The following is a 24216-nucleotide window of genomic DNA, read 5'->3' as shown; positions in this document are numbered from 1 at the left end:
CTTCGCCATCTGATGAATTTTTTCGCCCGGCCCGGTTCTCAACCGGCCGATTGCAGCTTAAAGGGGCCTCATGGCTGGAAAGACCCGCAACGACGCCGTGGACGCCCTGGCTGGGCTGCTCTTTGACGGCATGACCATCATGGCCGGGGGCTTCGGCCTTTGCGGCATCCCCGAGAACCTGATCGGCGCGATCAAGGAGTCCGGCGTCAAGAACCTGACGGTGGTTTCCAACAATTGCGGGGTCGACGGCTTCGGCCTCGGCATCCTGCTGGAGAGCGGCCAGATCAGGAAGATGATCTCGTCCTATGTCGGCGAGAACAAGCTGTTCGAGCAGCTCTACCTCTCGGGCGCGCTGGAGCTGGAGTTCAATCCGCAGGGCACGCTGGCCGAGCGCATCCGCGCCGGGGGCGCCGGCATCCCCGCCTTCTTCACCAAGACCGGCGTCGGCACCCTGGTGGCCGAGGGCAAGGAAGTCCGCGACTTCGACGGCGAGACCTATGTGATGGAGCGCGGCCTCACCGCCGACCTGACCATCGTCAAGGCGCACATCGGCGACGCCGAGGGCAACCTCGTCTATCGAAAGACCGCCCGGAACTTCAATCCGATGATGGCCACGGCCGGCAAGGTCACCGTCGCCGAGGTCGAGAACCTCGTGGCGATCGGCTCCATCGACAAGGACCACATCCACACGCCGGGCATCTATGTCGACCGGATCGTCAAGGGCGCGGTCTACGAGAAGCGCATCGAGCGGGTCACAACCCGCCCCCGCGAAGAAAAGGCGAGCGCGTAAGATGGCCTGGACCCGTGACGAAATGGCCGCCCGCGCCGCCAAGGAACTGCGCGACGGCTTCTATGTGAACCTGGGCATCGGCATCCCGACCCTGGTCGCCAACTACATCCCCGAGGGCATGCACGTGACGCTGCAGAGCGAGAACGGCATGCTGGGCATGGGCCCCTTCCCCTATGAGGGCGAAGAGGACGCCGACCTGATCAACGCCGGCAAGCAGACCATCACCGAACTGCCGAGCTCGTCCTACTTCTCCAGCGCCGACAGCTTCGCGATGATCCGCGGCGGGCACATCGCGCTCTCGATCCTGGGCGGCATGCAGGTGGCCCAGAACGGCGACCTGGCCAACTGGATGGTGCCCGGCAAGATGGTCAAGGGCATGGGCGGGGCCATGGACCTGGTGGCGGGCGTTAAGCGCGTCGTCGTGGTCATGGACCACTGCGAGAAGTCGGGCGCGCCCAAGCTGCTCAAGGCATGCAGCCTGCCGCTGACCGGCGCCGGCGTGGTCGACCTGCTGATCACCGAACTCGGCGTCTTCGAGGTGGGCCGCGGCAAGGCCCCGGTGAAGCTGATCGAGCTGGCCCCCGGCGTCAGCGTCGACGAGGTCAAGGCCAAGACCGAGGCCGAGTTCGAGGTCGCCGTCTAAGGCGTAAGGCGTCCAAGCGGCCGCGGCCTCCGTATCTCCACCAGTCCGCGGCGGGCTTGCCCCGCCGCCTCAAGGTGAGATGCTGAACTCATGAGAAACCTGCGCAAGGTCCTCGCCCTGGCCGTGCTCGGCTGCCTGTCGGCCTCCGTCGCCACGGCCGCCCCGCTGAAGACCGCGGTCTTCGCGGGCGGCTGCTTCTGGTCGATCGAGAAGGCGATGGAGGAGTTGCCGGGCGTCACCGGCGCCGTCTCGGGCTATGCCGGCGGGGCGCTGAAGAACCCGACCTACGAGAACCACCGCGGCCACCTGGAGGCGGTCAAGGTCACCTACGACTCCGCCAGGATCAGCTACGCCAGGCTGGTCGACGGTTTCTTCCATCACATCGACCCGACCGACGCCGGCGGCCAGATCTGCGATCGCGGGCCGTCCTACACGACCGCCGTGTTCGTCGCCGACGCCGCCGAGACCGCGACCGCCCAGGCGGTGAAGGCGCAGGTCGCCAAGACCCTGGGCAAGCCGGTCGCCACCCGCATCCTCACCGGCGGCGGGTTCTGGCCGGCCGAGGCCTATCACCAGGACTACGCCAAGCGGAACCCGGCCAGCTACAACGCCTATCGCATCGGCTGCGGACGCGACCGCGCGCTCAAGGCCGTCTGGGGATCGGCTTACCGGTGACGGGGTCGCGCGGGGCGGGATCGAAGCCCTCGGCGATGAACAGCTCGGCCTTGCGCTTGCGCTTGTTGTCCAGGCGGATGCTGACGATCTCCTCGTCCGAGGTGGCGCGGAAGTCGGCCTTCATCTCCTCGATGAACACCTGCTCCAGGCTGACGGCCAGCACGCGCCCGCCGTCGGCGGCGGTCAGCGGGGCGACGGTCTCGGCCTGGTTCTGCGGATGGGCCTCGCGCACCCACATCTTCAGCGGCGGCTCGCCGTTCCTGCCGAAATAGTCGCGGCCGTAATAGGCGGCGGCGTTGAACAGGAAGCGGTCGTTCACGGCCACCGCGCTCAGCGACTTCGGCGGCTCGCGCAGGGCGCGGTTGGCCATCGCCTCGGTCATCTGCTCCCAGCCCTTGGCGCGCTTGAAGGCGTTCGACAGGCCGATGGTCTCGGCGAAGGACGGCTGGAGCACGCAGGCCAGGAACACCGCCGCCACCGCGGCCTGCAGCGCCAGGGCGCCCATCAACCACCAGCGGGCGCGCCAGCGGACCAGCCACGCCGCGGCCAGGATCACGCCCGGCGCATAGCCTGCGCCCGACCAGTTGGCGTTGGCGCGGCTGATGAAGGCCTGGCCGGTGACGATCAGCACCGCCGGCAGCGCAAAGCACAGCAGCAGGACGTCGGCGGGCTCAAGCCTGCGCCTGGCGGCCAGCACCGCCGCGCCGCCGATCAGCACCGCGAACGGGATCGGCCCGAACACCCCGAACTGCGAGGCCAGGAATTCGCCCAGCTCGCCGAAGTTGAACAACTGGCGTCCGCCCCACGCCGCATTGGCCGCGGTGTGCTGCACGGTGGAAAATCCGTGGGCGGCGTTCCAGGCCAGGTTGGGCGCCAGGATGACCAGGAAGGCGAGGGCCGCCAGCCCCGCCGACTTCAGGGTCCAGACCGTCCGGGCCGGCTTGGAGAGCGCCAGGTGCAGGGCCAGCCCGATCAGTCCGTAGACGGCGGCGTACTTGGACAGGAACGCCAGGCCCGTGGCCGCGCCGAAGCCCGCGGCCAGCCACAGCCGCCGGCGATGGTCGCCGGCCGGCAGCTCGACATAGGCCAGCAGCGCCAGGCTCAGGAACATCAGCAGCGGCGCGTCCGTGGCGGCCACCACCGACGACAGTTGCACCGCCGGCATCAGCAGGTAGAGCGCCGCCGCCGCGAACCCGGTCGAGGGGCCATAGAGGCGCCGGCCGATCCCATAGACGCAGAAGGTGGTGATCGCATGCAGCAGCGGCGCGGAGAACCGCACCCACGGCTCGGCGTCGCCGCCGATCGAGGTGGTCGCCCAGATCAGCCACGCCACCACCGGAGGTTTCGAATAATAGCCCCAGTCCAGCGTCCGCGACCAAAGCCAGTACTGGGCCTCGTCGGGATAGAGCTCCAGCGGCGTGGCGAACAGCGCGACCATCCGCACGGCGGTCAACGCCATGGTGATCATCAGCACCGCGCGCCAATGGCGGTCGAATCCGTTGGCGGATGACGTGTCGGTGGACAGGGCCAGTTTGGGTCGCATCGGTGGGAAGATCGCGGGCGCCAGCGTGTCTGTAAAGCGACAGGCGCCGGCATATTGATCGGTCGCCAGGGGTGTAACGCCACTCGTCACGAATCCGTCACCTCCCGGCGAATTTTCCGAGCTATAGGCGCTGCGCTCGGGGACGAGTCAAAGCTCTCCCCCAGGGGCTCAAGACAAGGGGATATCTATGAACAGGATGCTTAGGCGCGCCCTCGGGGCGACGACTGCGCTGGCCGGTGTGCTGGCGGCTGGTGTCGCCATGGCGCAATCTACGGGTACGGCCACAGTCGAGGAATTCGTGGTCACGGGCGCGCTCGGCCCGGCCAACCAGGCCGGGGTGATCGTCGCCGAGCGCGAACCGAAGTCCCGCGCCTCGGTCACCCAGGAATTCCTCTCCACCCAGACGCCCGGCCAGACCGTGCTGCAGTCGCTGAACCTGCTGCCGGCCGTCAACTTCACGAACAACGACCCGTTCGGCTCGGCCGGCGGCGACATCACGATCCGTGGCTTCGACTCTCAGCGCGTGGCGCTGCTGCAGGACGGCGTGCCCCTGAACGACAGCGGCAACTACGCCATATATCCGAACCAGCAGCTCGACTCGGACCTGATCGACCGCGCCACGGTGAACCTCGGCACCACGGACGTGGACAGCCCGACGGCCGCGGCCGCCGGCGGCACCATCAATTACGTCACGCGCCGCGCCGCCGACGAATTCGGGGTGCGGGCCGAGCTGGGCTTCGGCTCCGACAACTTCCAGCGCTACTATGCGACGGTGGAGACGGGCCGCTTCGGTCCCTGGGGCACCAAGGCGTGGTTCTCGGCCCTCTACACCAAGAACGACATGTTCAAGCCGCATGACGCGGTGGCCGACCCGGCAGGCCAGATCGAGAAAACCCAGTACAACGCCCGCATCGACCAAGATTTCGGCGAGATCGGCTGGGCGAGCCTGATCTTCAACTACAACGAAAATCGCAACAATTTCATCAACCGCGTCAACCTGGCGAACTACACCGCCGGGCGGGTCCCGGTCTATACCGACGACGTTCCGTGCTCGAACCTGGCCGGCGGCCCTGGCGCCCAGGTCCAGAGCTGCGCCAGCACCTGGGCTCCGTTCAACATCAACCCGTCGAACACCGGCAATATTCGCGGCCTGTCGAGCTGGAGCCTGAGCGATAGTCTGACGCTGACGGTCGACCCGTCGTTCCAGTACGTCCTGGCCAACGGCGGCGGCGCCCAGCTCTTCCCGGAAAACGATCTGCAGCTCATCGGGAATTCCGGGGCCGCGGGCGTCGATCTGAATGGCGACGGCGACCTGCTCGACCGCGTCTATCTCTACCGCCCGAACACGACCAACACCCGCCGCTATGGCGTCACCTCGTCGCTGATCTGGAAGTTCGCCGACAATCAGAGCGTCCGCCTCGCCTACACGTATGACAAGGCCAAGCACCGCCAGACCGGCGACTTCGGCTACCTCGACGCCAACGGCGTGCCTGAAGACGTGTTCGCCGGGAAGGACGGCCGCGGCCGCCCGGTGCTGCTGCCCGACGGGAGCAACGGCCGCCGCCGCGACCGTTCGTCCGTGGCCTATCTCAACCAGTTCGCGGTCGAGTACCGCGGCCGGTTCGTCGATGACAAGCTGCTGTTCAATGCCGGTCTGCGCGTCCCCTACTTCGAGCGCGAACTGACCAACTTCTGCTATCAGCAGAACACCTTCAACGCCTACTGCACGACCCAGATCCCGCGCATCGTGCCCGGCACCGACGACGGCACCGGCCGGCCGCTGGTCACCTTCCCGCAGGCGACGCTCAACAGTTCGGCCAGCCTGCTCTATGGCCAGCCTCGCTCGTTCAACCGCAAGTACGACGACGTGCTGCCCAACCTTGGGGTCAGCTATGACTTCACCGAGAACCTGACCGTCTTCGCCAGCTACGCGGAGACCCTGTCGGCGCCGCGAACCGACGACCTCTACGACCAGATCCTGGTCGATCCGGGTCCGGAGTCGGCCAAGACCGTCGACCTGGGCCTTCGCTACAACAACGGCCCGGTGATGCTGGCCGCCTCGGTTTGGCGCAACGACTTCAGCAACCGCATCGAGCGGGTGTTCGACGAACCCGCCGGCATCGCCTTCTCGGCCAATGTCGGCGACGTCAAGCTCTGGGGGATCGACGGCCAGGTCGGCTTCAAGCCGAGCGAGGACCTCAGCTTCTACGCCTCAGCCTCGTACATCGAATCGGAGATCCAGGACGACATCCCCGGCACGGGCTCGGCCGCGCCCCTGCCGACCAAGGGCAAGTCGCTCTACGAGACGCCCAAGCTTCAGGGCGGCGTGCGCGTGGCCTGGGACCCGGTCGAGGACCTGCGCCTGGGCGTCCAGGGCAAGTTCGTCGGCGACCGCTGGACGAACCTGGTGAACACCGAGAAGTTCCCCGGCTACGCGCTCTGGGACCTCGACGTCCGCTGGAAGCTCGACCGCCTCGGGCTGGAGGGGACCTATCTCCAGGCCAACGTCCAGAACCTGTTCGACGAGCGCTACATCGGAGACATCGCCACCAACCTGACCGGCACGGCCCTGGGCCAGCCGGGCTATCGGCGCACGTTCATCCTGACCCTGCACGCCGAGTTCTAGGGTTCGGAAAGGCGACTGGAAGGAAGGGGCGGCTCGCTGGCGGGCCGCCCCTTTTTCTATGCGACGCTTGACGGGGGGGCTGCGTCCGCCCATTTGCGCGCGTTCGTTGGATGAAGGCAGGCCATGACCGTTCTCGTTCCCGCCGAATGGGCTCCGCACCGCGCCATGTGGCTGGGCTTCCCCAGCCATGACGAGGGCCTCTGGGAGGAATACCTCGCCGACGCCCAGCAGGAGGTCGCCGCGCTGGCCCGCGCCCTGGCCGGCCCGGGCGGCGAACGCGTGCGTCTGATGACCGGCAGCGACGAGGGCGAGGCCGCCGCCCGCCGGCTGCTCGGCGACGTCGCTGGGATCGAGATTGTGCCCGGCCGTTTCGGCGACGTCTGGCTGCGCGACACCGGCCCGATCTTCGCCAAGCGGGACGGGGCCGACGTCGCTCAGGGCTTTCGCTTCAACGGCTGGGGCGGCAAGTACGTGTTCCCGCACGACCAGGAGGTCGCCGGCCAGATCGCCGCGGCGTCGGGCGCGCCGCTGAACAGTCACGACTTCATCCTCGAAGGCGGCGCGGTCGATCATGACGGCGCCGGCACGGTGCTGACCACGGGCCAGTGCGTGCTCAACCCCAACCGCAACCCCGGCTGGACGCAGGCGCTCGCGGAAGGCGCGTTCGCCGATGCGTTCGGCGCGACCAGGACCATCTGGCTGGGCGAGGGCCTGGCCAACGACCACACCGACGGCCACGTCGACAACCTGGCCCGCTTCGTCGCGCCGGGCGTCGTGGTCTGCCCGGTCGGGTTCGGCCGCGGCGACGTCAATATCGAGGCCTATGACGACGCCGCCCGGCGCCTGGCCGAGGCGACCGACGCGGCCGGCCGCAAGCTGAAGGTCGTGCGCATCCCCTCGCCCGGCTGGATCGAGGGCGCCGAGGGCAAGGCCGCCCCGGCCAGCCACATGAACTTCATCATCGCCAACGACGCGGTGATCATGCCGACCTATGGCGAGGGCCAGGCCGCCGACCTGGCGCTGCAGGCCCTCGAAAGCGTCTTCCCCGACCGCAAGGTCATCGGCCTGCCGTCCATGGCCATCCTGACCGGCGGCGGATCCTTCCACTGCATCACCCAGCAGGAGCCCGCCTGATGGCCCGCACGATCAACGTCGCCGCGATCCAGACCTCGTACGGGATGGACCTGGCCGCCAACATCAAGAAGACCGAGGCCTTCATCCGGCAGGCCGCCGGCCAGGGCGCGCAGGTGATCCTGCCCTCCGAGCTGTTCCAGGGGCCGTATTTCTGCGTCGCCCAGGAGGAGCATTGGTTCGCCCAGGCCCATCCCTGGCGCGAGCATCCCTGCGTCACCGCCATGGCGCCGCTGGCGGCCGAGCTCGGCGTGGTGATCCCGGTCTCGATCTTCGAGCGCGAGGGCCCGCACTACTTCAACAGCCTGGTGATGATCGACGCCGACGGCTCGCCGATGGGCGTCTACCGCAAGAGCCACATCCCGGACGGTCCTGGTTACCAGGAGAAGTACTACTTCCGGCCCGGCGACACCGGTTTCAAGGTCTGGGACACCCGTTTCGGCCGCCTGGGCGTCGGCATCTGCTGGGACCAGTGGTATCCCGAATGCGCCCGCGCCATGGCCCTGATGGGCGCCGAGGTGCTGTTCTACCCGACCGCCATCGGCTCCGAGCCGCATGACCCGACCCTGGACACCGCCCTGCCGTGGCGGCGCGCCATGCAGGGCCACGCGGTCTCCAACGTCATCCCGGTGGTCGGCGCCAACCGCATCGGCTTCGAGCCGTGGGACGGCTATCCGGGCGGCGGCCAGACCTTCTACGGCTCGTCCTTCATCGCCGATCATCGCGGCGACCTGGTCTCGGAGCTGGGCTCGGAGGAGGGCGTCGTCCAGGCCAGTTTCGACCTCGACTTCCTGCAGACGCACCGCGCTGCCTGGGGCTTCTTCCGCGACCGCCGCACGGACCTCTACGGGGCGTTGACGGGGCCGCGCCCGGCCTAGCTCGGGCCGGTGTGGATCATGTAACCTCGCTCGCATGATCCAGACCGGACGCCTGATCCTTCGCTCCTACCGCGAAGAGGACCGACCCGATTTCGCGGCGCTGAACGGCGATCCGCAGGTCGGCTACTGGGTCGCCAACGTCATGGACCGCGCGCGCAGCGACGCCATGATGGACCAGCTCAACGCCCACATCGCTCAGCATGGCTACGGCCTCTGGGGCGTGGCGCGGCGGGACGACGACAGGATCGTCGGCTTCTGCGGCCTGCGCCCCATCCCCGCCGGCGACCTGCCGGTCGGGCCGGGGATCGAGATGGCCTGGCGGATGATCCCCGCCGTCTGGCGCCAGGGGCTGGCCTTCGAGGCCGCCTCGGCCGCCCTGGCCTGGGGGCTGGCCAATCTCGACGTCCCGGAGATCCTGGCCTTCACGGCCGACACCAACCTCGCCTCCCAGGGGGTGATGCGGAAGATCGGCATGGTCGCCGACCCGGCCCGTGACTTCGACCATCCCCGGCTGGCGGCCGACCATCCGCTGAACCGCCACGTCGTCTACGTGGCCCGCCGGTGAGGCTGGAGACCGAGCGCCTGATCCTGCGCCAATGGCGCGACAGCGATCGGCCAGCCTTCGCAGCCTAGGCGGTGCAGCCGCTCGGGGCGGCCTTGGCGCGGGCGATCTCGCTGCGGGCCTTCCTCATGTCGGCCTGGAACTGCGGGTCGCCGTGCAGCCGCGCGACCATGGCGCTGGCCAGGGTGCGGCCGGCCTCGATGTCGCTGGCGTAGTGCACGCCGCAGATGATCCGGCTCTCGCCGATCTGCTGGCCGACCCCCAGCATGGCGTCGGCCTTGCCGGGCGCCAGCTCGGCCAGGATCAGCGCCCAGGCCCAGCCGGTCATCGCGTGGCCGGACGGGTAGGAGGCGTTGGTCTTCATCCAGTCCTCGCGCGGAATGCAGATCGGCTTGTCGTCGCCGATCATCGGGCGCGGGCGGTCGTAGTGATCCTTGGCCGGCTTGCCGACCGTGCGCACGTCCAGCTCGACGCGGTGCATGATCTTCAGCGCGGTCGGGGTCTGCTTCTCGTCGATCGCGACGCCCAGCTTGCAGGCGTACTGCTTCAGCGCTCCGCCGCCCCAGAGGTCGTTCTCGACCACGGCCTGCTTCCAGCGCGCCGAGCCGGCCAGGGCGCGGGTCTCTTCGTAGCGGGCGCGGTCGGCCTGGCCGATCAGGCTGCCGGGCGCCGGCGGCGGGCCCAGCAGGGCCGCGCCGTCGATGTCGCCGTGCGCGAGATAGCCGGTCAGGCTGGTGGGCGGCGGGTTGAGCGGCGCGGCCAGGCTCTCGTCCACGGGCGGCGCGTCGGGGCTCGATGTGGCGGCGCAGGCGGCGAGGCCGGCGGCCATCACCGCACCGGCGACAATACTGAAGCTACGGATCATGGGCGCCTGTTTAGTGCGGGTTCGTCTCGAAATCACGTGTCATCCCGGCCAAGCCCTGCGGGCTTTCCGGGATGACACGCCGTCTTGAACTACCGCAGGACGGTCAGGCCGTTCTTGATGACCGTGGCGTTGCGCGCCTTCACGCGGGCCTCGAACGAGATGTTCTTGCCGTCCTTCCAGAGGTCGACGGTGATGGTGTCGCCCGGGAACACCGGGGCCGAGAAGCGGGCCTGGTGCGAATAGATCTGGTCGGGATCGAAGTCGGTGATCGCTTCCAGCACCGCGCGGCAGGTGATGCCGTAGGTGCACAGCCCGTGCAGGATCGGCCGGTCGAACCCGGCCCGCTTGGCGACGTCCGGATCGGAGTGCAGCGGGTTGCGGTCGCCGTTCAGGCGATAGAGCAGGGCCTGGTCGGGCAGGGTGGCGAAGTCGACCGACAGGTCCGGCGCGCGGGTCGGGACCACGTGCGGCTCGGGCGCGCCTTCCGACGGGCCGCCGAAGCCGCCGTCGCCGCGCGCGAAGGTCGAGCCGGTCAGGGTGGCGACCTTCTCGCCCTTCTCGTCGGTCCAGACGGTCTCGTTGACGATCACCGCGCCCTTGCCCTCGCCCTTGTCATAGGCGCCGACCGTGCGGCTCTCGGCGGTGAAGGTTCCGTAGGTCGGCAGCGGCTTGTGCAGCTCGACCTTCTGTTCGCCGTGCACCACCATCAGGAAATTGATCTGGCTCTGACGATGGCCGGCCGGCATCTCGGGGGCCGGGCCCGTCGCCTTGGCGCCCGAGGCCAGCACCGTCGCGGCGGTCGGGATGACCTTGAGGTTCTTCTCGTAGACGAAGGCCAGCTCCGTCTCGTTCATGGGATCGCGGCCCATGCCCACGCCCAGGGCGTAGAGCATCACGTCCTTGTCCCCGTAGGTGAACGTCCGCGCGGGGGTCTTCTGATTGAGAATGTCGGGATAATAGATGGGCAAAATATATCCTCCGGTATGTCGGCCTTCGCGGGCCTTATCGAATGAGGCGAATTGAAGCGGTTCGCCTGCTCGGAGGCAAGCCGGGCGCAAGCAGGTTTGCGGGCGCCGGTCCGATCGGGTAGAAGCGCGGACTTCGCTCGAGACCGTGCGCCAAGCCAAAAGAACCGCCCGCTCGCGCAACCCCATTATTCGCCCAGGATCATCGAAGGTATTTCATGGCGACCGAAACCCCGACCGGCATGGGTCAGATCACCGGCAACGTGCTTTTCTATTCCAAGCCCGAGCCGCTCTCCATCGACCTGCACCAGGGCCTGGGCGTGAAGAGCCTGCCCGGCCCGTTCACGTTCGCCAAGGAAGGCCACGCCGTCCCGCTGACGGTCACCGAGTTCGGCGTCTCCTCGCTCTGCGGCCCGATCATCTTCGTCGGCGAGGACAAGATCCCGCTGGCGGTCATGGGCCTGAACCTCGGCCAGAACATGTTCCTGCAGGAAAACGGCCTGTTCGAGCCGGGCGTCTACGTCCCGGCCTACATCCGCCGCTATCCGTTCGTCTTCGCGACCGACAACAACGCCGGCCAGATGGTGCTCTGCATCGACCGGTCCGCGCAGTTCATCGTCGATAAGTCCGAAGCCGACATGCTGTTCTTCGACGCGGACGGCAAGCCGACCGAGTACACCCAGAACTGCATCAACTTCTGCAACGACTACGAGGTGGAGCGCCAGCGCACCCAGAGCTTCGTCGAGCTGCTGAAGGGCCTGGACCTGTTCGAGACCAAGAAGGCGGTCTTCACCCCGACCAACCCTGACGGCAGCGCCGGCGAGCCGCAGACCATCGCCGAGTATTTCGGCGTCTCGGAAGAGAAGCTGAACGCCCTGCCGCACGACAAGTATGTCGAGCTGCGCGACAACGGCGCCCTGGCCCAGATCTACGCCCACCTGGTCTCGCTGGCCGGCTGGGACCGCCTGATCGCGCTGGCCATGGCCCGCTCGCCGCAGGTTCCGGCCGCCGCCAACGCCTAAAGACCAGAACGCCCTCCCTCCCCCGCTGGGGGAGGGAAGCCGCCCTGCTGTCGTCTCGAATTCACGTCCCGCGATCGTCATCCCGGCCGCGTAGGCGTGCCGGGGGTCCATACGCGCCGGGGGTTTTCGGCGAGGCTCGGCGTCTATGGATGGCCGGGACCTGGCGGCCTGGCCAGGACGAACCAATTCATATGCGCGCCCCTCCCCGCATGGGGGAGGGAAGAGAGATCACCGCGCGAACACGCTGCGGGTCAGGCAGGAGAAGACCAGCCGCCCGGCCTCGTCCAGCAGGTCGTGCTGGGCGATGACGATGCCCTTGCCGTCGCCGACCGGGTCCTTGCCCATCACCGTCATCCGGCCGCGCAGCATCTCGCCGGCCGGCGGGTTGCGCGCCCAGCGCAGGGCGTCGACGCCCAGGCGCTTGGTCTGCGGCCACTCCAGGGCCGAGGCCGCGTCCAGCCGGCACCACAGCGCATAGACCATGGCGTCCGGCGCGCCCCGCTCCGTCGGCCAGCCGGGCGCGAACGCGGCGATGAAGGCTTCGAGCGCGGCAGGCTCCACGGGGATGTCCCCCAACGAGACCACTTGACCCATTTCGATGTCATCGAACGACGCGGGCACGGTACGCACTCCCAATCCGGAAAAACGCTGATTCGCCGATCATCGCGCGTCACGATGACAAGTCGAGCTTTTGTGAGCCGGCGGGGCGGCCTATGAGGCGGTGATGTCGAGCGGGTGGCTGATCGGGGTGATGATCGAACTGGCGGGGGAGCCGGCGCCCGTGCGCCACTTCTTCGCCGTCGGGCACGAGGATCGCAACAAGGCCGAGTGGACCGCCATCGACCGCGCCATGCTGATCGGCGGCGTCGCCGCGAGCCCGGTGAAGGGCCTGGAGCCGGTCCATGTCATCGGCCCGCTGGCGCCGCGCACCGTCAGGTCGCTGGCGCTGAAGCCCGGCGAGGTGCGCCCATTGGGCTGGAAATGGCCGCGCCGCTGGCTGGCCCTGGCCGAGTAGGCCGCTCGCGACATCAGCGTCGCTTTGCGCGGGCGCTCCGGCGGGCCATATAGCGGGACGTACCTGATCGGGATGACCGGATGACGCGCCTTCTTGCGAAGCTCCTGGCGGCTTTCACCCTCGTCTGGGCGCTCCCTGCGGCCGCCCAGCCGGTGGACACCGGACACCTGGTCGCCGAGCTGGTGGCGCGCGACCAGTCGATCGCGCCGGGCGCGACCACCTATGTCGCCCTGCGCCAGAAGATCGACAAGGGCTGGCACACCTACTGGCGCAATTCCGGCGACAGCGGCGAGGCGACCCGCATCGCCTGGACCCTGCCCGGCGGCTGGACCGCCGGCGACATCGTCTGGCCCGCGCCCAGGCGCCAGCCCACCGGCCCGCTGATGAACTACGGCTATCAGGACGAGGTGCTGCTGCCGGCGCCGATCACCGCGCCCGCCAGCGCCAGGCCGGGCGAGGTCGTGACCCTCAGGGCCCAGGCCTCGTTCCTGGTCTGCGAGGAGATCTGCGTTCCCGAGGACGCGACCCTCACCCTCACCCTGCCGGTCGCCGAGGGCCTGGCCGAGCCCAATCCCCAGTGGAGCGGCCCGATCGCCAGGACCCTGGCCGCCGCGCCCGCCCCCGCCGGGCTCGCCGGCGCCTTCGCCAGGCAGGGGCCGGTGCTGGCCCTGGCCGTCACCGGCGAGGCGCTGAAGGGCGCGGACCTGGCCGACGCCTACTTCTTCCCGTTCGATTCCACGGTCATCGACCACGCCAAGCCCCAGGCGATCGAGCGCGGGCCCGAAGGCCTGACCCTGGCCCTGACCCCCGGCTACGCCTTCCAGCAGCCGCAGGCGCCCAAGGCCCTGGCCGGCGTCCTGACGCTCGGCGACAAGGCCTATGAGATCAGCGCGGCGGAGGGCGTGCTGCCCGCCGGCGCGTCGGGCCTCGGCCCCCCCGCCAAGGCCGCCGGGTCCGGCCCGGCGCTCGGCCTGCCGCTGGCGGCGCTGTTCGCCTTCGTCGGCGGCCTGATCCTCAACCTGATGCCCTGCGTCTTCCCGATCCTGGCGATGAAGGCCGCCTCCCTGGCCGGCCACGCGCATGAGCGCCGCGCCGCGCAAGGCCAGGGCCTGGCCTTCCTGGCCGGGGTGCTGACCACCTTCCTGGCCCTGGCGGTGCTGCTGATCGCGGTGCGGGCCGGCGGCGCGGCGGTCGGCTGGGGCTTCCAGTTGCAGTCGCCGCCGGTGGTGGCCGGCCTGGCCCTGCTGATGCTGGCCGTCGCCCTCAACCTTTCGGGCGTGTTCGAGGTCGGCGCCTCGCTCCAGGGCGTCGGGACCGGCCTGGCGGGCCGGCGCGGCCTGGCCGGCGCCTTCTTCACCGGCGCCCTCGCCGTGGTGGTGGCCGCCCCCTGCACGGCGCCGTTCATGGCCCCGGCGCTCGGCTGGGCCCTGACCCAGAGCGCGCCGGCCGCGCTCGCCGTCTTCCTGGCGCTCGGCCTCGGCTTCGCCGCGCCGTTCGCCCTGGCCGCCTTCATGCCGGGCCTGCTCAGCCGCCTGCCCAGGCCCGGTCCCTGGATGGAGGGCTTCAAGAAGCTGCTGGCCTTCCCGATGTACGGCGCGGCCGCCTGGCTGGTCTGGGTGCTGACCCTGCAGGCCGGCGACACGGCCCTGGCCCGGATCTTCGCCGCGGCGATCGTCCTGGCGCTCGGCGCCTGGCTGCTGGGCGTGGCCCAGCGCCGCCACGCCCAGGGCGGCGCGGTGCTGGCGCCGGCCGGGATCGGCGCGGCCCTGGCCCTGGTCGCCGCGCTCGCCGCCCTCTGGCCGAACTATGCCGAGTCGGGCGCGACGCTCGCCGTCGAGGGCGGTGGCGGCAAGGCCGACGTGCCCTACGAGGCCTATTCGGCCGAGAAGCTCGCCGCGGCCCAGGCGTCCGGCAAGCCGGTCCTCGTCAACTTCACCGCCGCCTGGTGCGTCACCTGCCAGGTCAACGAGCGGGTCGCCCTGACCAGCCAGGCCGTGGCCGACGCCTTCAAGGACACCGGCGCGGTCTATCTGAAGGCCGACTGGACGCGGAAGGACGCGGTGATCGAGGCCGAACTCGCCAGGCACGGGCGGGCCGGGGTTCCGCTCTACCTCGTGTATGGCGCGAAGGGGGGCGACGAGGTTATCCTGCCGCAGATCCTCACCGAAGGCCTCGTCGTCCGAGCTTTGAAGGACGCCCAGGGCCGCTGATCCGCCGAAAGGAGGCGCCCGATGCTTCGCCGATCGTTTGTTCTCGCCGCCGCTCTCTCGCTGACCGCCCCCGCCGCCTTCGCCGCGCCGGCGGTCGGCCAGCCGGCCCCGGCCTTCACCGCCAAGGACGCCGACGGCAAGCCGCGCTCGCTCGCCGAGTTCAAGGGCAAGACCGTCGTCCTGGAATGGACCAACGACGGCTGTCCCTACGTCCAGAAGCACTACAAGTCGGGCGCCATGCAGGGCCTGCAGAAGTCCGCCACCCAGGACGGCGTGGTCTGGCTGACCCTGATCTCGTCGGCCCCCGGCAAGCAGGGCTATCTCGACGCCGGCCAGGCCAAGGGCTGGAAGGCGTCCAGCGGCGCGGGGTCCTCGGCCCTGCTGCTCGACCCCGCCGGCCAGGTCGGTCACGCCTACGAGGCCAAGACCACCCCGCACATGTACATCGTCGATAAGACCGGAACCCTCGTCTATATGGGCGGCATCGACGACAAGCCGACCGCCGACCCCGCCAGCCTCAAGGGCGCGAAGAACTACGTCTCGGCGGCGCTGTCGGACATCAAGGCCGGCCGCACGGTGGCGACCGCGGTCAGCAAGCCCTATGGCTGCACGATCAAGTACTCGGAGTAGGCGCCCCTAGACCGGCGCCTGCGGCGGGGCGGTGATCACCTCGACGTTGTCGTTGAGCAGGTAGCCCATGTCGGCGACGGCGACGTCGCGGTCCTGGGCGGTCCTGGCGTCTTCCAGGGCCTTCAGCTTCAGCGGCAGGTCCTCGGAAATGCCGCGCAGGATGCACTTCAGGTCGCCGTCCAGGTTGCGCTCGGCCAGGCTCTTGTGGGCTTGCAGGTCCAGGGCCGCCAGTTCGCCGACCTGCTGCTTGAAGACATCGGGGATCGGGCTGGTCTGGCCTCTGAACGCCTCGACCTCGGCCTTCAGCGCCCCGGCCCGGCGCACGATGTCGGCGAACAGCGGCTCGGCGGAGATCGCCGGCGGCGGCGTCGCCGCAGGCGCGCCGGCGGCCTGCGGCGCGGCGGCGAGCCAGAGGGCGGAAAGCATGGCGGCGGCGCTGCATGACATCGGGGAAGGCCTTCTTCGAATCGCCCAAGACACGCCGGGCGCCTTTTGCTAACGGCGATACCGTAAACGCCCCGCTACCTTGTAAGAAGGGTTTCGCATGACCGATCTCGCCGCCGCCTGGACCCAGCTCGAAACCCTTGCCCAGGCCGCCCGCGAGCGTCGCATCGCCGATCTGTTCAAGGCCGAACCTCGCCGCCTGGACCGGCTCAGCGTCGAGGCCGCGGGCCTCCTGCTCGACCTCTCCAAGCAGCCCTGGTCGCTGGCCGAGGCCGAGGCCGCCCTGGCCCTGGCCCGCGCCGGCGGCGTCGAGGCGGCGCGTGATCGCCAGTTCGCCGGCGAGGCGGTGAACCCGTCCGAGGACCGCGCGGCCCTGCACATGGCCCTGCGCGCGCCCCGGGGCGCCGACTTCAGGGCCAAGGGCGAGGCGGTCTCCGCCGAGGTCGACGCCACCCGCGAGGCGATCGCCGCCCTGGCCGGCGCGGTCCGTTCGGGCGAGAAGCGCGGCGCGACCGGCGAGCGGTTCAGCGCCATCGTCCACATCGGCATCGGCGGCTCCGACTTCGGCCCACGCCTGGTGTGGGAGGCGCTGCGCCCGCTCTCGCCGCAGATCGAGCTGCGCTTCGCGGCCAATGTCGATCCGGCCGACATGGCCCTGGCGCTCGACGGCCTCGATCCGGCCCGCACCCTGGTCGTGGTCGTCTCCAAGACCTTCACCACCCAGGAGACCATCGCCAACGCCGAGGTCGCCCGCGCCTGGCTGCGCGCGGCCCTGGGGCCGGCCGGCGACGCCCACCTGCTGGCCGTCTCCGCCGCGCCGGCGGTGGCGGAAGCGTTCGGCGTGCCCGCCGACCAGATCTTCGGGTTCCGCGACTGGGTCGGCGGCCGCTATTCGGTCTGGTCGGCCGTCGGCCTTTCCTGCGTCATCGCGCTGGGGGCCGAGGCGTTCGCGGACTTCCAGGCCGGCGCCCGCGCCATGGACGACCACTTCCGCGCCGCCCCACTGGAGGCCAACGCCCCGGTGCTGCTGGCCCTGGCGCACATCTTCAACCGCAACGGCCTCCACCGCCCGATCCGCGCTGTAGTTCCCTACGCCCAGCGCCTGCGCCTGCTGCCCAACTTCCTCCAGCAGTTGGAGATGGAATCCAACGGCAAGCAGGCCGACGTCGACGGCCGGCCGGTGGCCCGCGCCACCGCGGCGGCGGTGTTCGGCGACGCCGGCACCAACGTCCAGCACGCCTTCTTCCAGCTCATGCACCAGGGGACCGACATCATCCCGCTGGACATCGTCGCCGTCGCGAAGGCCGCCGAGGGCGAGCCCGCCAACCAGACCAAGCTGCTGGCCAACGCCATCGCCCAGGCCGAGGCGCTGATGGTCGGCAAGCCCGAGAGCGAGGTCCGCGCCGAGCTGGCCGCCCAGGGCATGGCCCCGGCCGCGATCGACGTCCTGGCCCCGCAGAAGACCTTCCACGGCGATCGCCCGTCCAGCTTCATCCTGCTGGAGCGGCTGACGCCCCAGGCGCTGGGCGCCCTGATCGCGCTCTACGAGCACAAGACCTTCGTCGAGGGCGTGCTCTGGCGGATCAACAGCTTCGACCAGTGGGGCGTGGAGCTGGGCAAGACGCTCGCCGCCCGCATCCTGGGCGAACTGGAAGGCGGCGCGCGCGGCGTGCATGATCCGTCCACCGAACGGCTGGTGACCCGGCTCAAGGCCTAACAGATAAGACAAGGGAGAGGCCCGCATGCGTGACCTGACCGGAAAGACCGCGTTCATCACCGGCGGGGCCAGCGGGCTCGGCCTGGCCATGGCCCACGCCTTCGGCGGCGCGGGCATGAACGTCATGCTGGCCGACATCGAGGAGGCGCCGCTCAAGGCCGCCGTGGCCGACCTCGAGGCCCGCCAGGTCCGCACCGCCAGCGTGCTCTGCGATGTCGGCGACCGCGCCGCCGTGGTCGCCGCGGCCCAGGCGACGCTGGACGCCTTCGGCAAGGTGCATGTGGTCTGCAACAACGCCGGCGTCGGCGCCGGCGGTCCGATCGGCGAGGTCAAGCCCGCCGACTGGGACTGGATCGTCGCCGTCAACCTGATGGGCGTGGTCTACGGCATGGAGGCCTTCCTGCCCCACCTCCGCGCCCACGGGGAGGGCGGTTGCTTCGTCAACACCGCTTCGATGGCGGGGATGATCTCCGTGCCGGGCATGGAGCCCTACACCGCCACCAAGTACGCCGTGGTCGGCATGTCCGAGGGCTGGGCCGGCCAGCTCGCGCCCGAGAACATCAATGTCGCCGTGCTCTGCCCCGGCTTCGTGAAGACCAAGATCAACCAGTCCGGCCGCACCCGCCAGCAGAAGTACGGCGGGCCGGTCGGGCCGGCGGCCACGCCCGGCGGCTCCCTCGTCGACAGCGGCATCGATCCCGAGCGCGTCGGCCGGCGGGTGCTGGAAGCCGTCCAGAACGACGAGCGCTACATCTTCACCCACCCGGACATGCGCGGCCTGGTCCAGGGACGCTTCGCGCGGATCATGGCCGGCTTCGACGCCGCCGACGCCAGCCCGGCGCTGGAGGGCCTGGACTACGTCACCCCCGCCCTCGGCTAGCCCCGCCCGCGCCCCGTTCGGCCCTCCTCGATTCAGGCATTGCATTTAACTGATCAGTTAATTAACGTGTCGGTTAAATGCAGACCACATCCGACCCGCTCAGCACCACCTTCCAGGCCCTGGCCGACCCGACCCGGCGCGCGATCCTGGCGCGCCTGGCCCAGGGCGAGGCCTCGGTGTCCGACCTGGCCGCCCCGTTCCAGATCAGCCTGCCGGCGATCTCCCGGCACCTGAAGGTGCTGGAGCAGGCCGGGCTCGTCTCGCGCACCCGTGAGGCCCAATGGCGTCCCTGTCAGTTGACTGCGGGTCCGCTCAAGGACGCCGCCGGCTGGATCGATCACTACCGCCGCTTCTGGGACGACAGCTTCGAGCGGATGGGCGTGTACCTCGCCGAACTCCAGGCCAAGGAGGCACAGGACAATGACCGCGACTGACGCCACAGTCCTTCAGGACGACGAACTGCTGATCGAGCGCATCTTCGATGCGCCGCCCGAACTGGTCTTCAGGGTCTGGACCAAGCCCGAGCACCTCATGCGCTGGTGGGGACCCAAGGACTTCACGGTCACGGCCTTCGAGCAGGACTTCCGCGTCGGCGGGGCCTACCGCTCCTGCATTCGCGACCCGTCGGGCGGCGACCACTGGATGGCGGGCGTCTATCGCGAGATCGTCGACGGCGAGCGGATCATCATGACCTTCCGCTGGGAGGACGGCGCCTTCGACGTCGACAACCTGGTCACCGTCACGTTCGCCAGGCTGGCCGGCGGCCGGACCCTGTTCCGCTTCCATCAGGCGCCCTTCGCCACCGTCGAGGCGCGCGATTCCCACACCGGGGGCTGGGCGTCCCTGGTCGACAAGCTGGTCGCCTATCTCGCTACGGAGGATGCCCGATGATCGAAGTTTCCGCCTTCAAGTGGGTCCCGCCCTTCGCCCGCGGCCTGGTCCGCGACCTGCGCGTCCGATGGGCGCTGGAGGAGGCGGGCCTGCCCTACCGCGCCCGGCTGATCGATTTCGACGACCGGGAGACCGCCGCCTACCGGGCGCTGCAGCCCTTCGGCCAGGTCCCCGCCTATCGCGAGGGCGACCTGGCGATGTTCGAGAGCGGGGCCATCGTCCTGCACGTCGCCGCCCGCTCGCGGGCCTTGTCGCCGGCCGATCCGGCCGCCCAGGCCCGCGCCGCCACCTGGCTGTTCGCCGCCCTCAACTCGATCGAGCCGCCGATCCAGAACCTGGCCGAACTCGACCTGTTCAACGCCGACGAGGCGTGGGCCCGCCTGCGACGGCCGGGCCTCGAGGCCTTCGTCAGGCAGCGCCTGGGCGAGCTCGCGGCCAGCCTGGGCGACAAGGACTATCTGGAGGAAGACGGCTTCACCGCCGGCGACCTGATGATGGTCACGGTGCTGCGCAACCTGCGCCACACCGACCTGATGGGAGAGTTCCCGACCCTGGCCGCCTACCAGGGGCGGTGCGAGGCGCGTCCGGCCTTTCAAAGGGCGCTGGCCGCCCAGATGGCCGATTTCGTGGATGAGCCGGCGCCGGCCTGAGCCGTTCGGACTCGCCATCTTCATACTTTGCGGCTAAGACCCGGGCCGCAATGACCCGGGTTTCGCACCATCACGGCCATCACCATCCGACCTCGCTCGCGGGATCGGCCTGGGATCGCATGGCCTAAGCGACCCCTGCCCGAGCCTCCCGCACCAGCGGATGGGGCTTCAAGGGCATCCTGGCTCCATCCGTCGAACCTCCGCTTCCAAGGACACGACGAATGGACAACTCCGCTTCCCAAACCCAGCCGCGCCTTGCCGCGCGCGCCGCGACCCGCTAGGCGAGCGCCATGACCGACGCTCCCCGCCCCGAGGCCCGCGCCCCGCGCGGTTTCAACGACCGCCGCGCCCGTGACCTGGCCGCCGAGCGCCAGATCCTGGCCAAGGTCTCCGCCGTCTACGAACGCTACGGTTTCGAAGCCTTCGACACCGGCGCCTTCGAGTACGCCGACGCGCTCGGCAAGTTCCTGCCCGACGCCGACCGTCCGAACGAGGGGGTCTTCGCCCTGCAGGACGACGACGAGCAGTGGATGGCCCTGCGCTATGACCTGACCGCGCCGCTGGCCCGGTTCGTGGCCGAGACCAGGGAGGGCCTGCCCAAGCCGTTCCGCCGCTACGCCTACGGCCCGGTCTGGCGCAACGAGAAGCCCGGCCCCGGCCGCTTCCGCGAGTTCATCCAGTGCGACGCCGACACTGTCGGCTCGGCCCGCCCCGAGGCGGACGCCGAGATCATCGCCATGGCGGTCGAGGGGCTGGAGGCCGCGGGCCTGCCCGCCGGCTCGGCGGTCATCAAGATCAACAACCGCAAGCTCCTGAACGGCCTGCTGACCACGGCCGGCGTCAAGGACGACGCCCAGAAGCTGGCGGTGCTGCGCGCCGTCGACAAGCTCGACCGCCTCGGCCCCGAAGGCGTGCGCCTGCTGCTGGGCGAGGGCCGCACCGACGAATCGGGCGCCTTCACCAAGGGGGCGGGCCTGGACAGCGCCGGCGCCGAAGCCGTGCTGGCCTTCACCGCCGCCGGGGCCGCCGGCCGGACCGAGACCCTCGACCAGATCGCCGGCATTATCGGCGGCTCGGCCGAGGGCGACGCGGGCCTGGCCGAGCTGGCGGCGATCGACCAGGCCCTGAAGAGCCTGGGCGTCGGGGTCGAGCGCGCCGCCTTCGATCCGTCCATCGTGCGCGGGCTGGAATACTACACCGGCGCGGTGTTCGAGGCCGAGCTGCTGCTGAAGACCAAGGACGAGAAGGGCCGGGGCGTCCGCTTCGGCTCGATCGGCGGCGGCGGCCGCTATGACGACCTCGTCGCCCGCTTCACCGGCGAGCAGGTCCCGGCCACCGGCTTCTCCTTCGGCGTCTCGCGCCTGACCGCGGCGCTGCGGGCCGCGGGCCGCGACCTGGGCGACGACGTGCGCGGGCCGGTGGTGGTGATCGCCTTCACCCCCGATGACATGCCCCACTACTTCGCCGTGGTCGGCGAACTGCGCGCCGCCGGCATTCCGGCCGAGGTCTATCTCGGCTCGGCCGGCATGAAGGCCCAGATGAAGTACGCCGACCGCCGCATGGCCCCGGCCGCGATCATGCTGGGCGGCGACGAGATCGCCGCCGGCAAGGTCACCATCAAGGACCTGGACCTCGGCCGGGCGCTGTCCTCCGGCGTCGCCGACAACGCCGAGTGGCGTCAGCAGCGGCCGGGCCAGCAGACCATCAACCGCGCCGACCTGATCGAGGCGGTGCGCAAGATCCTCGAGGCCGGAGAATGAGCGCCGAACCCGCCGTCCCCGCCGAGGCGCTGAGCGCCATCCGCGCGCCGTTCCTGGCGAAGGACGCCGAACTCGTCGACGCCCCGATCCTGCAGCCGCTGGGCCTGCTGCTGGAGCTGGTTGGCGAGGCCATGCGCCCGCGCCTGTTCGTCGTCCAGTCCGAGGGCGGGCAGGAGACCTGCCTGCGCCCCGATTTCACCGTGCCGGTGGTGCGCCAGCACCTGGAAAGCGGCCGTTCCTCCGGCTGCTATTTCTATGAGGGCAAGGCCTTCCGCGCCTCGCCCGAGCCGGGGCGTCACGACGAGTTCCGCCAGATCGGCCTGGAGAGCTTCGACGGCGAGGGCGCCGGCGTCGTGCAGGCCGACGCCGAGATCGCCGCCCTGGCCTGGCGCTCGGCGCTGGCCGGCGGGCGCGAGGACCTTTCGCTCTGGCTGGGCGACATCGCCCTTTTCGCGGCCTTCGTCGACAGCCTAGGCCTGGCCGGTCCGCTGGCGGCGCGGGTGAAGCGGGTCGCCTCGCGGCCGCGGCTGCTGGCCGCCGAGCTGGCGCGCGCCGAGGGCGAGCCGGCCTCCGCCCCCGAAGAGGGACGGCTCGCGGGCCTGCTGTCGGAGCTTTCCGAAGCCGAGGCCGCGACCGTGCTGGAGGAGGTCTGGGCCCTGGCCGGCATCGACCCGGTCGGCGGGCGCGGCCCGGCCGACATCGCCCAGCGGCTGATCCGCCGCGCCCAGGCCGCCAAGGCGCCGGCTTTGACCCCCGACCAGGCCGGCCGCATCCGCCGTTTTCTGGCCATCGACGACGCGCCGCAGGCGGCGTTCGCGGCGGTGCGCGAGATCGCCGGGGCGGGCGCGCTGGACGAGGCCCTCGCGGCCTGGAGCGAGCGGCTTGCCCTGCTGGCGGCGGCCGGCGTGCCGGCCGAGCGCATCGGCTTCGCCACCGCGCTCGGCCACGCCTTCGACTACTATGACGGCCTGACCTTCGAGATCCGCTCGGCGGCGCTCGACCATGACCGCAGCGTCGCGGTCGGCGGCCGCTATGACAGCCTGCCCGCGCGGCTGGGCGGGACCGCCGCCGTCCGGGCGGTGGGATGCGTGGTCCGGCCCTGGCGGGCATGGGCGGGAGGCGAGTCGTGAGCGAACCCCTTATTCTCGCCGTCCCCTCCAAGGGGCGCCTGAAGGAGCAGGTCGAGGCCTGGCTCGGCGACTGCGGCCTCAAGCTGTCCGTGGCCGGAGGATCGCGCGGCTACATGGCCGAGCTGAAGGGCGTGCCCGGCGTGCAGGTGCGCCTGCTGTCGGCCGGCGACATCGCCGAGGCCCTGGACGCCGGCGAGGTCCACCTTGGCGTCACCGGCGAAGACCTGCTGCGCGAGCGCGGCGGCGACGTCGACGCCCGGATGCTGCTGCTGCGGGCCCTGGGCTTCGGCCGCGCCGACCTGGTGGTCGCCGTGCCCAAGAGCTGGATCGACGTCGAGACCATGGCCGATCTGGAGGAGGTCGGGCACGACCTGCTGGCCAGGTCCGGCCGCCGCATGCGGGTCGCCACCAAGTACCTGGTCCAGACCCGGACTTTCTTCGCCCGCCACGGGGTCGCCGATTATCGGATCACGGAGTCGGGCGGCGCCACCGAGGGCGCGCCCGCCGCGGGCTCGGCCGAGCTGGTGGTCGACATCACCACCACGGGGGCGACCCTGGTCGCCAACGGGCTGAAGGTGCTGGCCGACGGGATCATCCTGAAAAGCCAGGCGCATCTGACGGCCTCGCTGCGTGCATCCTGGAGCCAAGATCAACTTGCGGCGGCCGAACGGCTGCTGCGGATCATCGAGGCCCGCGCCGCGGCCCACGAAAGCGCCACCCTGACCTGGCCGACCGACCCGCGCGAGACCGCCGTGGTCGAGGCCCTGGTGGCGAGCGGCGCCAGCCGCCGCCCGAACGGCCTTCTGGTTCCGGCCGGGCAGGTCGCGCAGGCTTCGCTGGCCCTCACCGCCGCCGGAATCGGGCCGGTGACCGCGTCGCGCCCCGATTTCGTCTACGACGTCGGTTGTGCATCGAACGATGAACTACGCAGGCGGGTGTAGAATTGACAATACCGTCAAAAAGAATCCCTTAGGCCGGCGAAAAAGTACCGCTCGCGCAAATCTGATCGAGAAAAGCCGTCCGGATCGATTTCGGCGCATTGACTCGGGTCATAAATTGCCGTTTTCTCAGTCCTGCGAGAGACATGACGGCCACCAAGTCCGACAGTCTCCGGCGTTTCGGGGAGGAAACGCCCGCTCTATAAGAGCGACTGCTCAAAATAAGGCCCGCTGCGACTATCCCCCGCAGC

At 70.1% G+C, this 24216-nt stretch carries 24 protein-coding genes; 19 read left to right on the top strand and 5 right to left on the bottom strand.

Going from position 1 to position 24216, the window contains the following annotated elements; genetic code table 11:
* The first annotated feature begins 70 nt into the window (after positions 1 to 70).
* The 3 genes from RTL41_RS02595 (at position 71) to msrA (ending at position 2108) form a co-directional block, all read left to right on the top strand.
* Positions 71 to 790 (top strand): CoA transferase subunit A, encoded by a 720-nt coding sequence (locus RTL41_RS02595; protein WP_312161025.1) that lies wholly within the window; start codon positions 71 to 73, stop codon positions 788 to 790.
* Position 791: 1 nt separating this feature from the next.
* Positions 792 to 1433 (top strand): 3-oxoacid CoA-transferase subunit B, encoded by a 642-nt coding sequence (locus tag RTL41_RS02590; RefSeq protein ID WP_312161024.1) that lies wholly within the window; start codon positions 792 to 794, stop codon positions 1431 to 1433.
* 90 nt (positions 1434 to 1523) lie between these two features.
* Positions 1524 to 2108: a peptide-methionine (S)-S-oxide reductase MsrA gene (msrA, locus tag RTL41_RS02585; protein WP_312161023.1), complete on the top strand. Its 585-nt coding sequence runs from the start codon at positions 1524 to 1526 to the stop codon at positions 2106 to 2108.
* On the opposite strand, the gene RTL41_RS02580 is transcribed toward msrA, so the two are convergent.
* Complete coding sequence (locus RTL41_RS02580) at positions 2077 to 3651, bottom strand: glycosyltransferase family 39 protein (protein ID WP_312161021.1); 1575 nt, start codon at positions 3649 to 3651, stop codon at positions 2077 to 2079. The two genes, msrA and RTL41_RS02580, sit on opposite strands and share 32 nt — an antisense overlap.
* Positions 3652 to 3838: 187 nt before the next feature.
* Between RTL41_RS02580 and RTL41_RS02575 the strand changes: the two genes are divergently transcribed.
* From RTL41_RS02575 to RTL41_RS02560, 4 genes are all read left to right on the top strand, one after another.
* Positions 3839 to 6277 (top strand): TonB-dependent receptor, encoded by a 2439-nt coding sequence (locus RTL41_RS02575; RefSeq protein WP_312161018.1) that lies wholly within the window; start codon positions 3839 to 3841, stop codon positions 6275 to 6277.
* A 123-nt stretch (positions 6278 to 6400) separates the two neighbouring features.
* Complete coding sequence (locus RTL41_RS02570; protein WP_312161016.1) at positions 6401 to 7411, top strand: agmatine deiminase family protein; 1011 nt, start codon at positions 6401 to 6403, stop codon at positions 7409 to 7411.
* A complete protein-coding gene (gene aguB / locus RTL41_RS02565; RefSeq protein ID WP_312161013.1) occupies positions 7411 to 8286 on the top strand; it encodes an N-carbamoylputrescine amidase in 876 nt (291 codons plus the stop codon). Before RTL41_RS02570 ends, aguB begins: the two co-directional genes overlap by 1 nt.
* Positions 8287 to 8320: 34 nt before the next feature.
* Positions 8321 to 8851, top strand: coding sequence for a GNAT family N-acetyltransferase (locus RTL41_RS02560; RefSeq protein WP_312161011.1), 531 nt, complete (start codon positions 8321 to 8323; stop codon positions 8849 to 8851).
* A 64-nt stretch (positions 8852 to 8915) separates the two neighbouring features.
* On the opposite strand, the gene RTL41_RS02555 is transcribed toward RTL41_RS02560, so the two are convergent.
* Together RTL41_RS02555 and RTL41_RS02550 are read right to left on the bottom strand one after the other, a co-directional pair.
* Positions 8916 to 9713, bottom strand: coding sequence for a phosphatase PAP2 family protein (locus RTL41_RS02555; RefSeq protein WP_312161008.1), 798 nt, complete (start codon positions 9711 to 9713; stop codon positions 8916 to 8918).
* Between the two features lie 89 nt (positions 9714 to 9802).
* On the bottom strand, positions 9803 to 10681 hold the full coding sequence (locus tag RTL41_RS02550) for a MaoC/PaaZ C-terminal domain-containing protein (RefSeq protein ID WP_312161006.1): 879 nt from the start codon (positions 10679 to 10681) through the stop codon (positions 9803 to 9805).
* A 215-nt stretch (positions 10682 to 10896) separates the two neighbouring features.
* On the opposite strand from RTL41_RS02550, the gene RTL41_RS02545 reads away from it, so the two are divergent.
* Positions 10897 to 11700, top strand: a complete 804-nt coding sequence (locus RTL41_RS02545) for a SapC family protein (protein ID WP_312161004.1) — start codon at positions 10897 to 10899, stop codon at positions 11698 to 11700.
* Between the two features lie 228 nt (positions 11701 to 11928).
* Here the strand turns inward: RTL41_RS02545 and RTL41_RS02540 are convergent, their stop codons facing one another.
* Positions 11929 to 12321, bottom strand: a complete 393-nt coding sequence (locus RTL41_RS02540; protein WP_312161360.1) for an acyl dehydratase — start codon at positions 12319 to 12321, stop codon at positions 11929 to 11931.
* Positions 12322 to 12424: 103 nt separating this feature from the next.
* Here RTL41_RS02540 and RTL41_RS02535 point away from each other — a divergent pair, with 103 nt between their 5' ends.
* The 3 genes from RTL41_RS02535 (at position 12425) to RTL41_RS02525 (ending at position 15555) form a co-directional block, all read left to right on the top strand.
* Positions 12425 to 12715 carry a hypothetical protein gene (locus tag RTL41_RS02535; protein ID WP_312161001.1) on the top strand — a complete coding sequence of 97 codons (291 nt, stop codon included), beginning with the start codon at positions 12425 to 12427 and terminating at the stop codon, positions 12713 to 12715.
* Positions 12716 to 12795: 80 nt separating this feature from the next.
* Complete coding sequence (locus tag RTL41_RS02530) at positions 12796 to 14925, top strand: protein-disulfide reductase DsbD domain-containing protein (protein WP_312160999.1); 2130 nt, start codon at positions 12796 to 12798, stop codon at positions 14923 to 14925.
* A 21-nt stretch (positions 14926 to 14946) separates the two neighbouring features.
* Positions 14947 to 15555 (top strand): thioredoxin family protein, encoded by a 609-nt coding sequence (locus tag RTL41_RS02525; RefSeq protein ID WP_312160997.1) that lies wholly within the window; start codon positions 14947 to 14949, stop codon positions 15553 to 15555.
* 6 nt (positions 15556 to 15561) lie between these two features.
* Here the strand turns inward: RTL41_RS02525 and RTL41_RS02520 are convergent, their stop codons facing one another.
* Positions 15562 to 16002 (bottom strand): hypothetical protein, encoded by a 441-nt coding sequence (locus RTL41_RS02520; RefSeq protein ID WP_312160995.1) that lies wholly within the window; start codon positions 16000 to 16002, stop codon positions 15562 to 15564.
* Positions 16003 to 16099: 97 nt separating this feature from the next.
* Here RTL41_RS02520 and pgi point away from each other — a divergent pair, with 97 nt between their 5' ends.
* The 8 genes from pgi (at position 16100) to hisG (ending at position 23968) form a co-directional block, all read left to right on the top strand.
* Positions 16100 to 17716: a glucose-6-phosphate isomerase gene (gene pgi / locus RTL41_RS02515; RefSeq protein ID WP_312160992.1), complete on the top strand. Its 1617-nt coding sequence runs from the start codon at positions 16100 to 16102 to the stop codon at positions 17714 to 17716.
* Positions 17717 to 17741: 25 nt separating this feature from the next.
* Positions 17742 to 18596, top strand: coding sequence for an SDR family NAD(P)-dependent oxidoreductase (locus RTL41_RS02510; RefSeq protein WP_312160989.1), 855 nt, complete (start codon positions 17742 to 17744; stop codon positions 18594 to 18596).
* Between the two features lie 77 nt (positions 18597 to 18673).
* Positions 18674 to 19030: a metalloregulator ArsR/SmtB family transcription factor gene (locus tag RTL41_RS02505; protein ID WP_312160986.1), complete on the top strand. Its 357-nt coding sequence runs from the start codon at positions 18674 to 18676 to the stop codon at positions 19028 to 19030.
* The gene (locus RTL41_RS02500) at positions 19017 to 19487 is read left to right on the top strand and encodes an SRPBCC domain-containing protein (protein ID WP_312160984.1); all 471 of its coding nucleotides are present in this window, start codon (positions 19017 to 19019) and stop codon (positions 19485 to 19487) included. Before RTL41_RS02505 ends, RTL41_RS02500 begins: the two co-directional genes overlap by 14 nt.
* Positions 19484 to 20137, top strand: coding sequence for a glutathione S-transferase family protein (locus RTL41_RS02495; protein ID WP_312160982.1), 654 nt, complete (start codon positions 19484 to 19486; stop codon positions 20135 to 20137). Before RTL41_RS02500 ends, RTL41_RS02495 begins: the two co-directional genes overlap by 4 nt.
* A gap of 290 nt (positions 20138 to 20427) precedes the next feature.
* Positions 20428 to 21897, top strand: coding sequence for a histidine--tRNA ligase (gene hisS / locus RTL41_RS02490; protein ID WP_312160980.1), 1470 nt, complete (start codon positions 20428 to 20430; stop codon positions 21895 to 21897).
* Positions 21894 to 23027: an ATP phosphoribosyltransferase regulatory subunit gene (locus tag RTL41_RS02485; protein ID WP_312160978.1), complete on the top strand. Its 1134-nt coding sequence runs from the start codon at positions 21894 to 21896 to the stop codon at positions 23025 to 23027. Before hisS ends, RTL41_RS02485 begins: the two co-directional genes overlap by 4 nt.
* Positions 23024 to 23968 (top strand): ATP phosphoribosyltransferase, encoded by a 945-nt coding sequence (gene hisG, locus RTL41_RS02480; protein WP_312160976.1) that lies wholly within the window; start codon positions 23024 to 23026, stop codon positions 23966 to 23968. The genes RTL41_RS02485 and hisG overlap by 4 nt, the downstream gene beginning before the upstream one ends.
* Positions 23969 to 24216: the final 248 nt, after the last annotated feature.

Origin of the sequence: Phenylobacterium sp., from assembly GCF_031984885.1 — a bacterium.
Taxonomy (GTDB): Bacteria; Pseudomonadota; Alphaproteobacteria; order Caulobacterales; family Caulobacteraceae; genus Phenylobacterium.
This window is presented reverse-complemented; position numbering and strand designations above follow the sequence as displayed.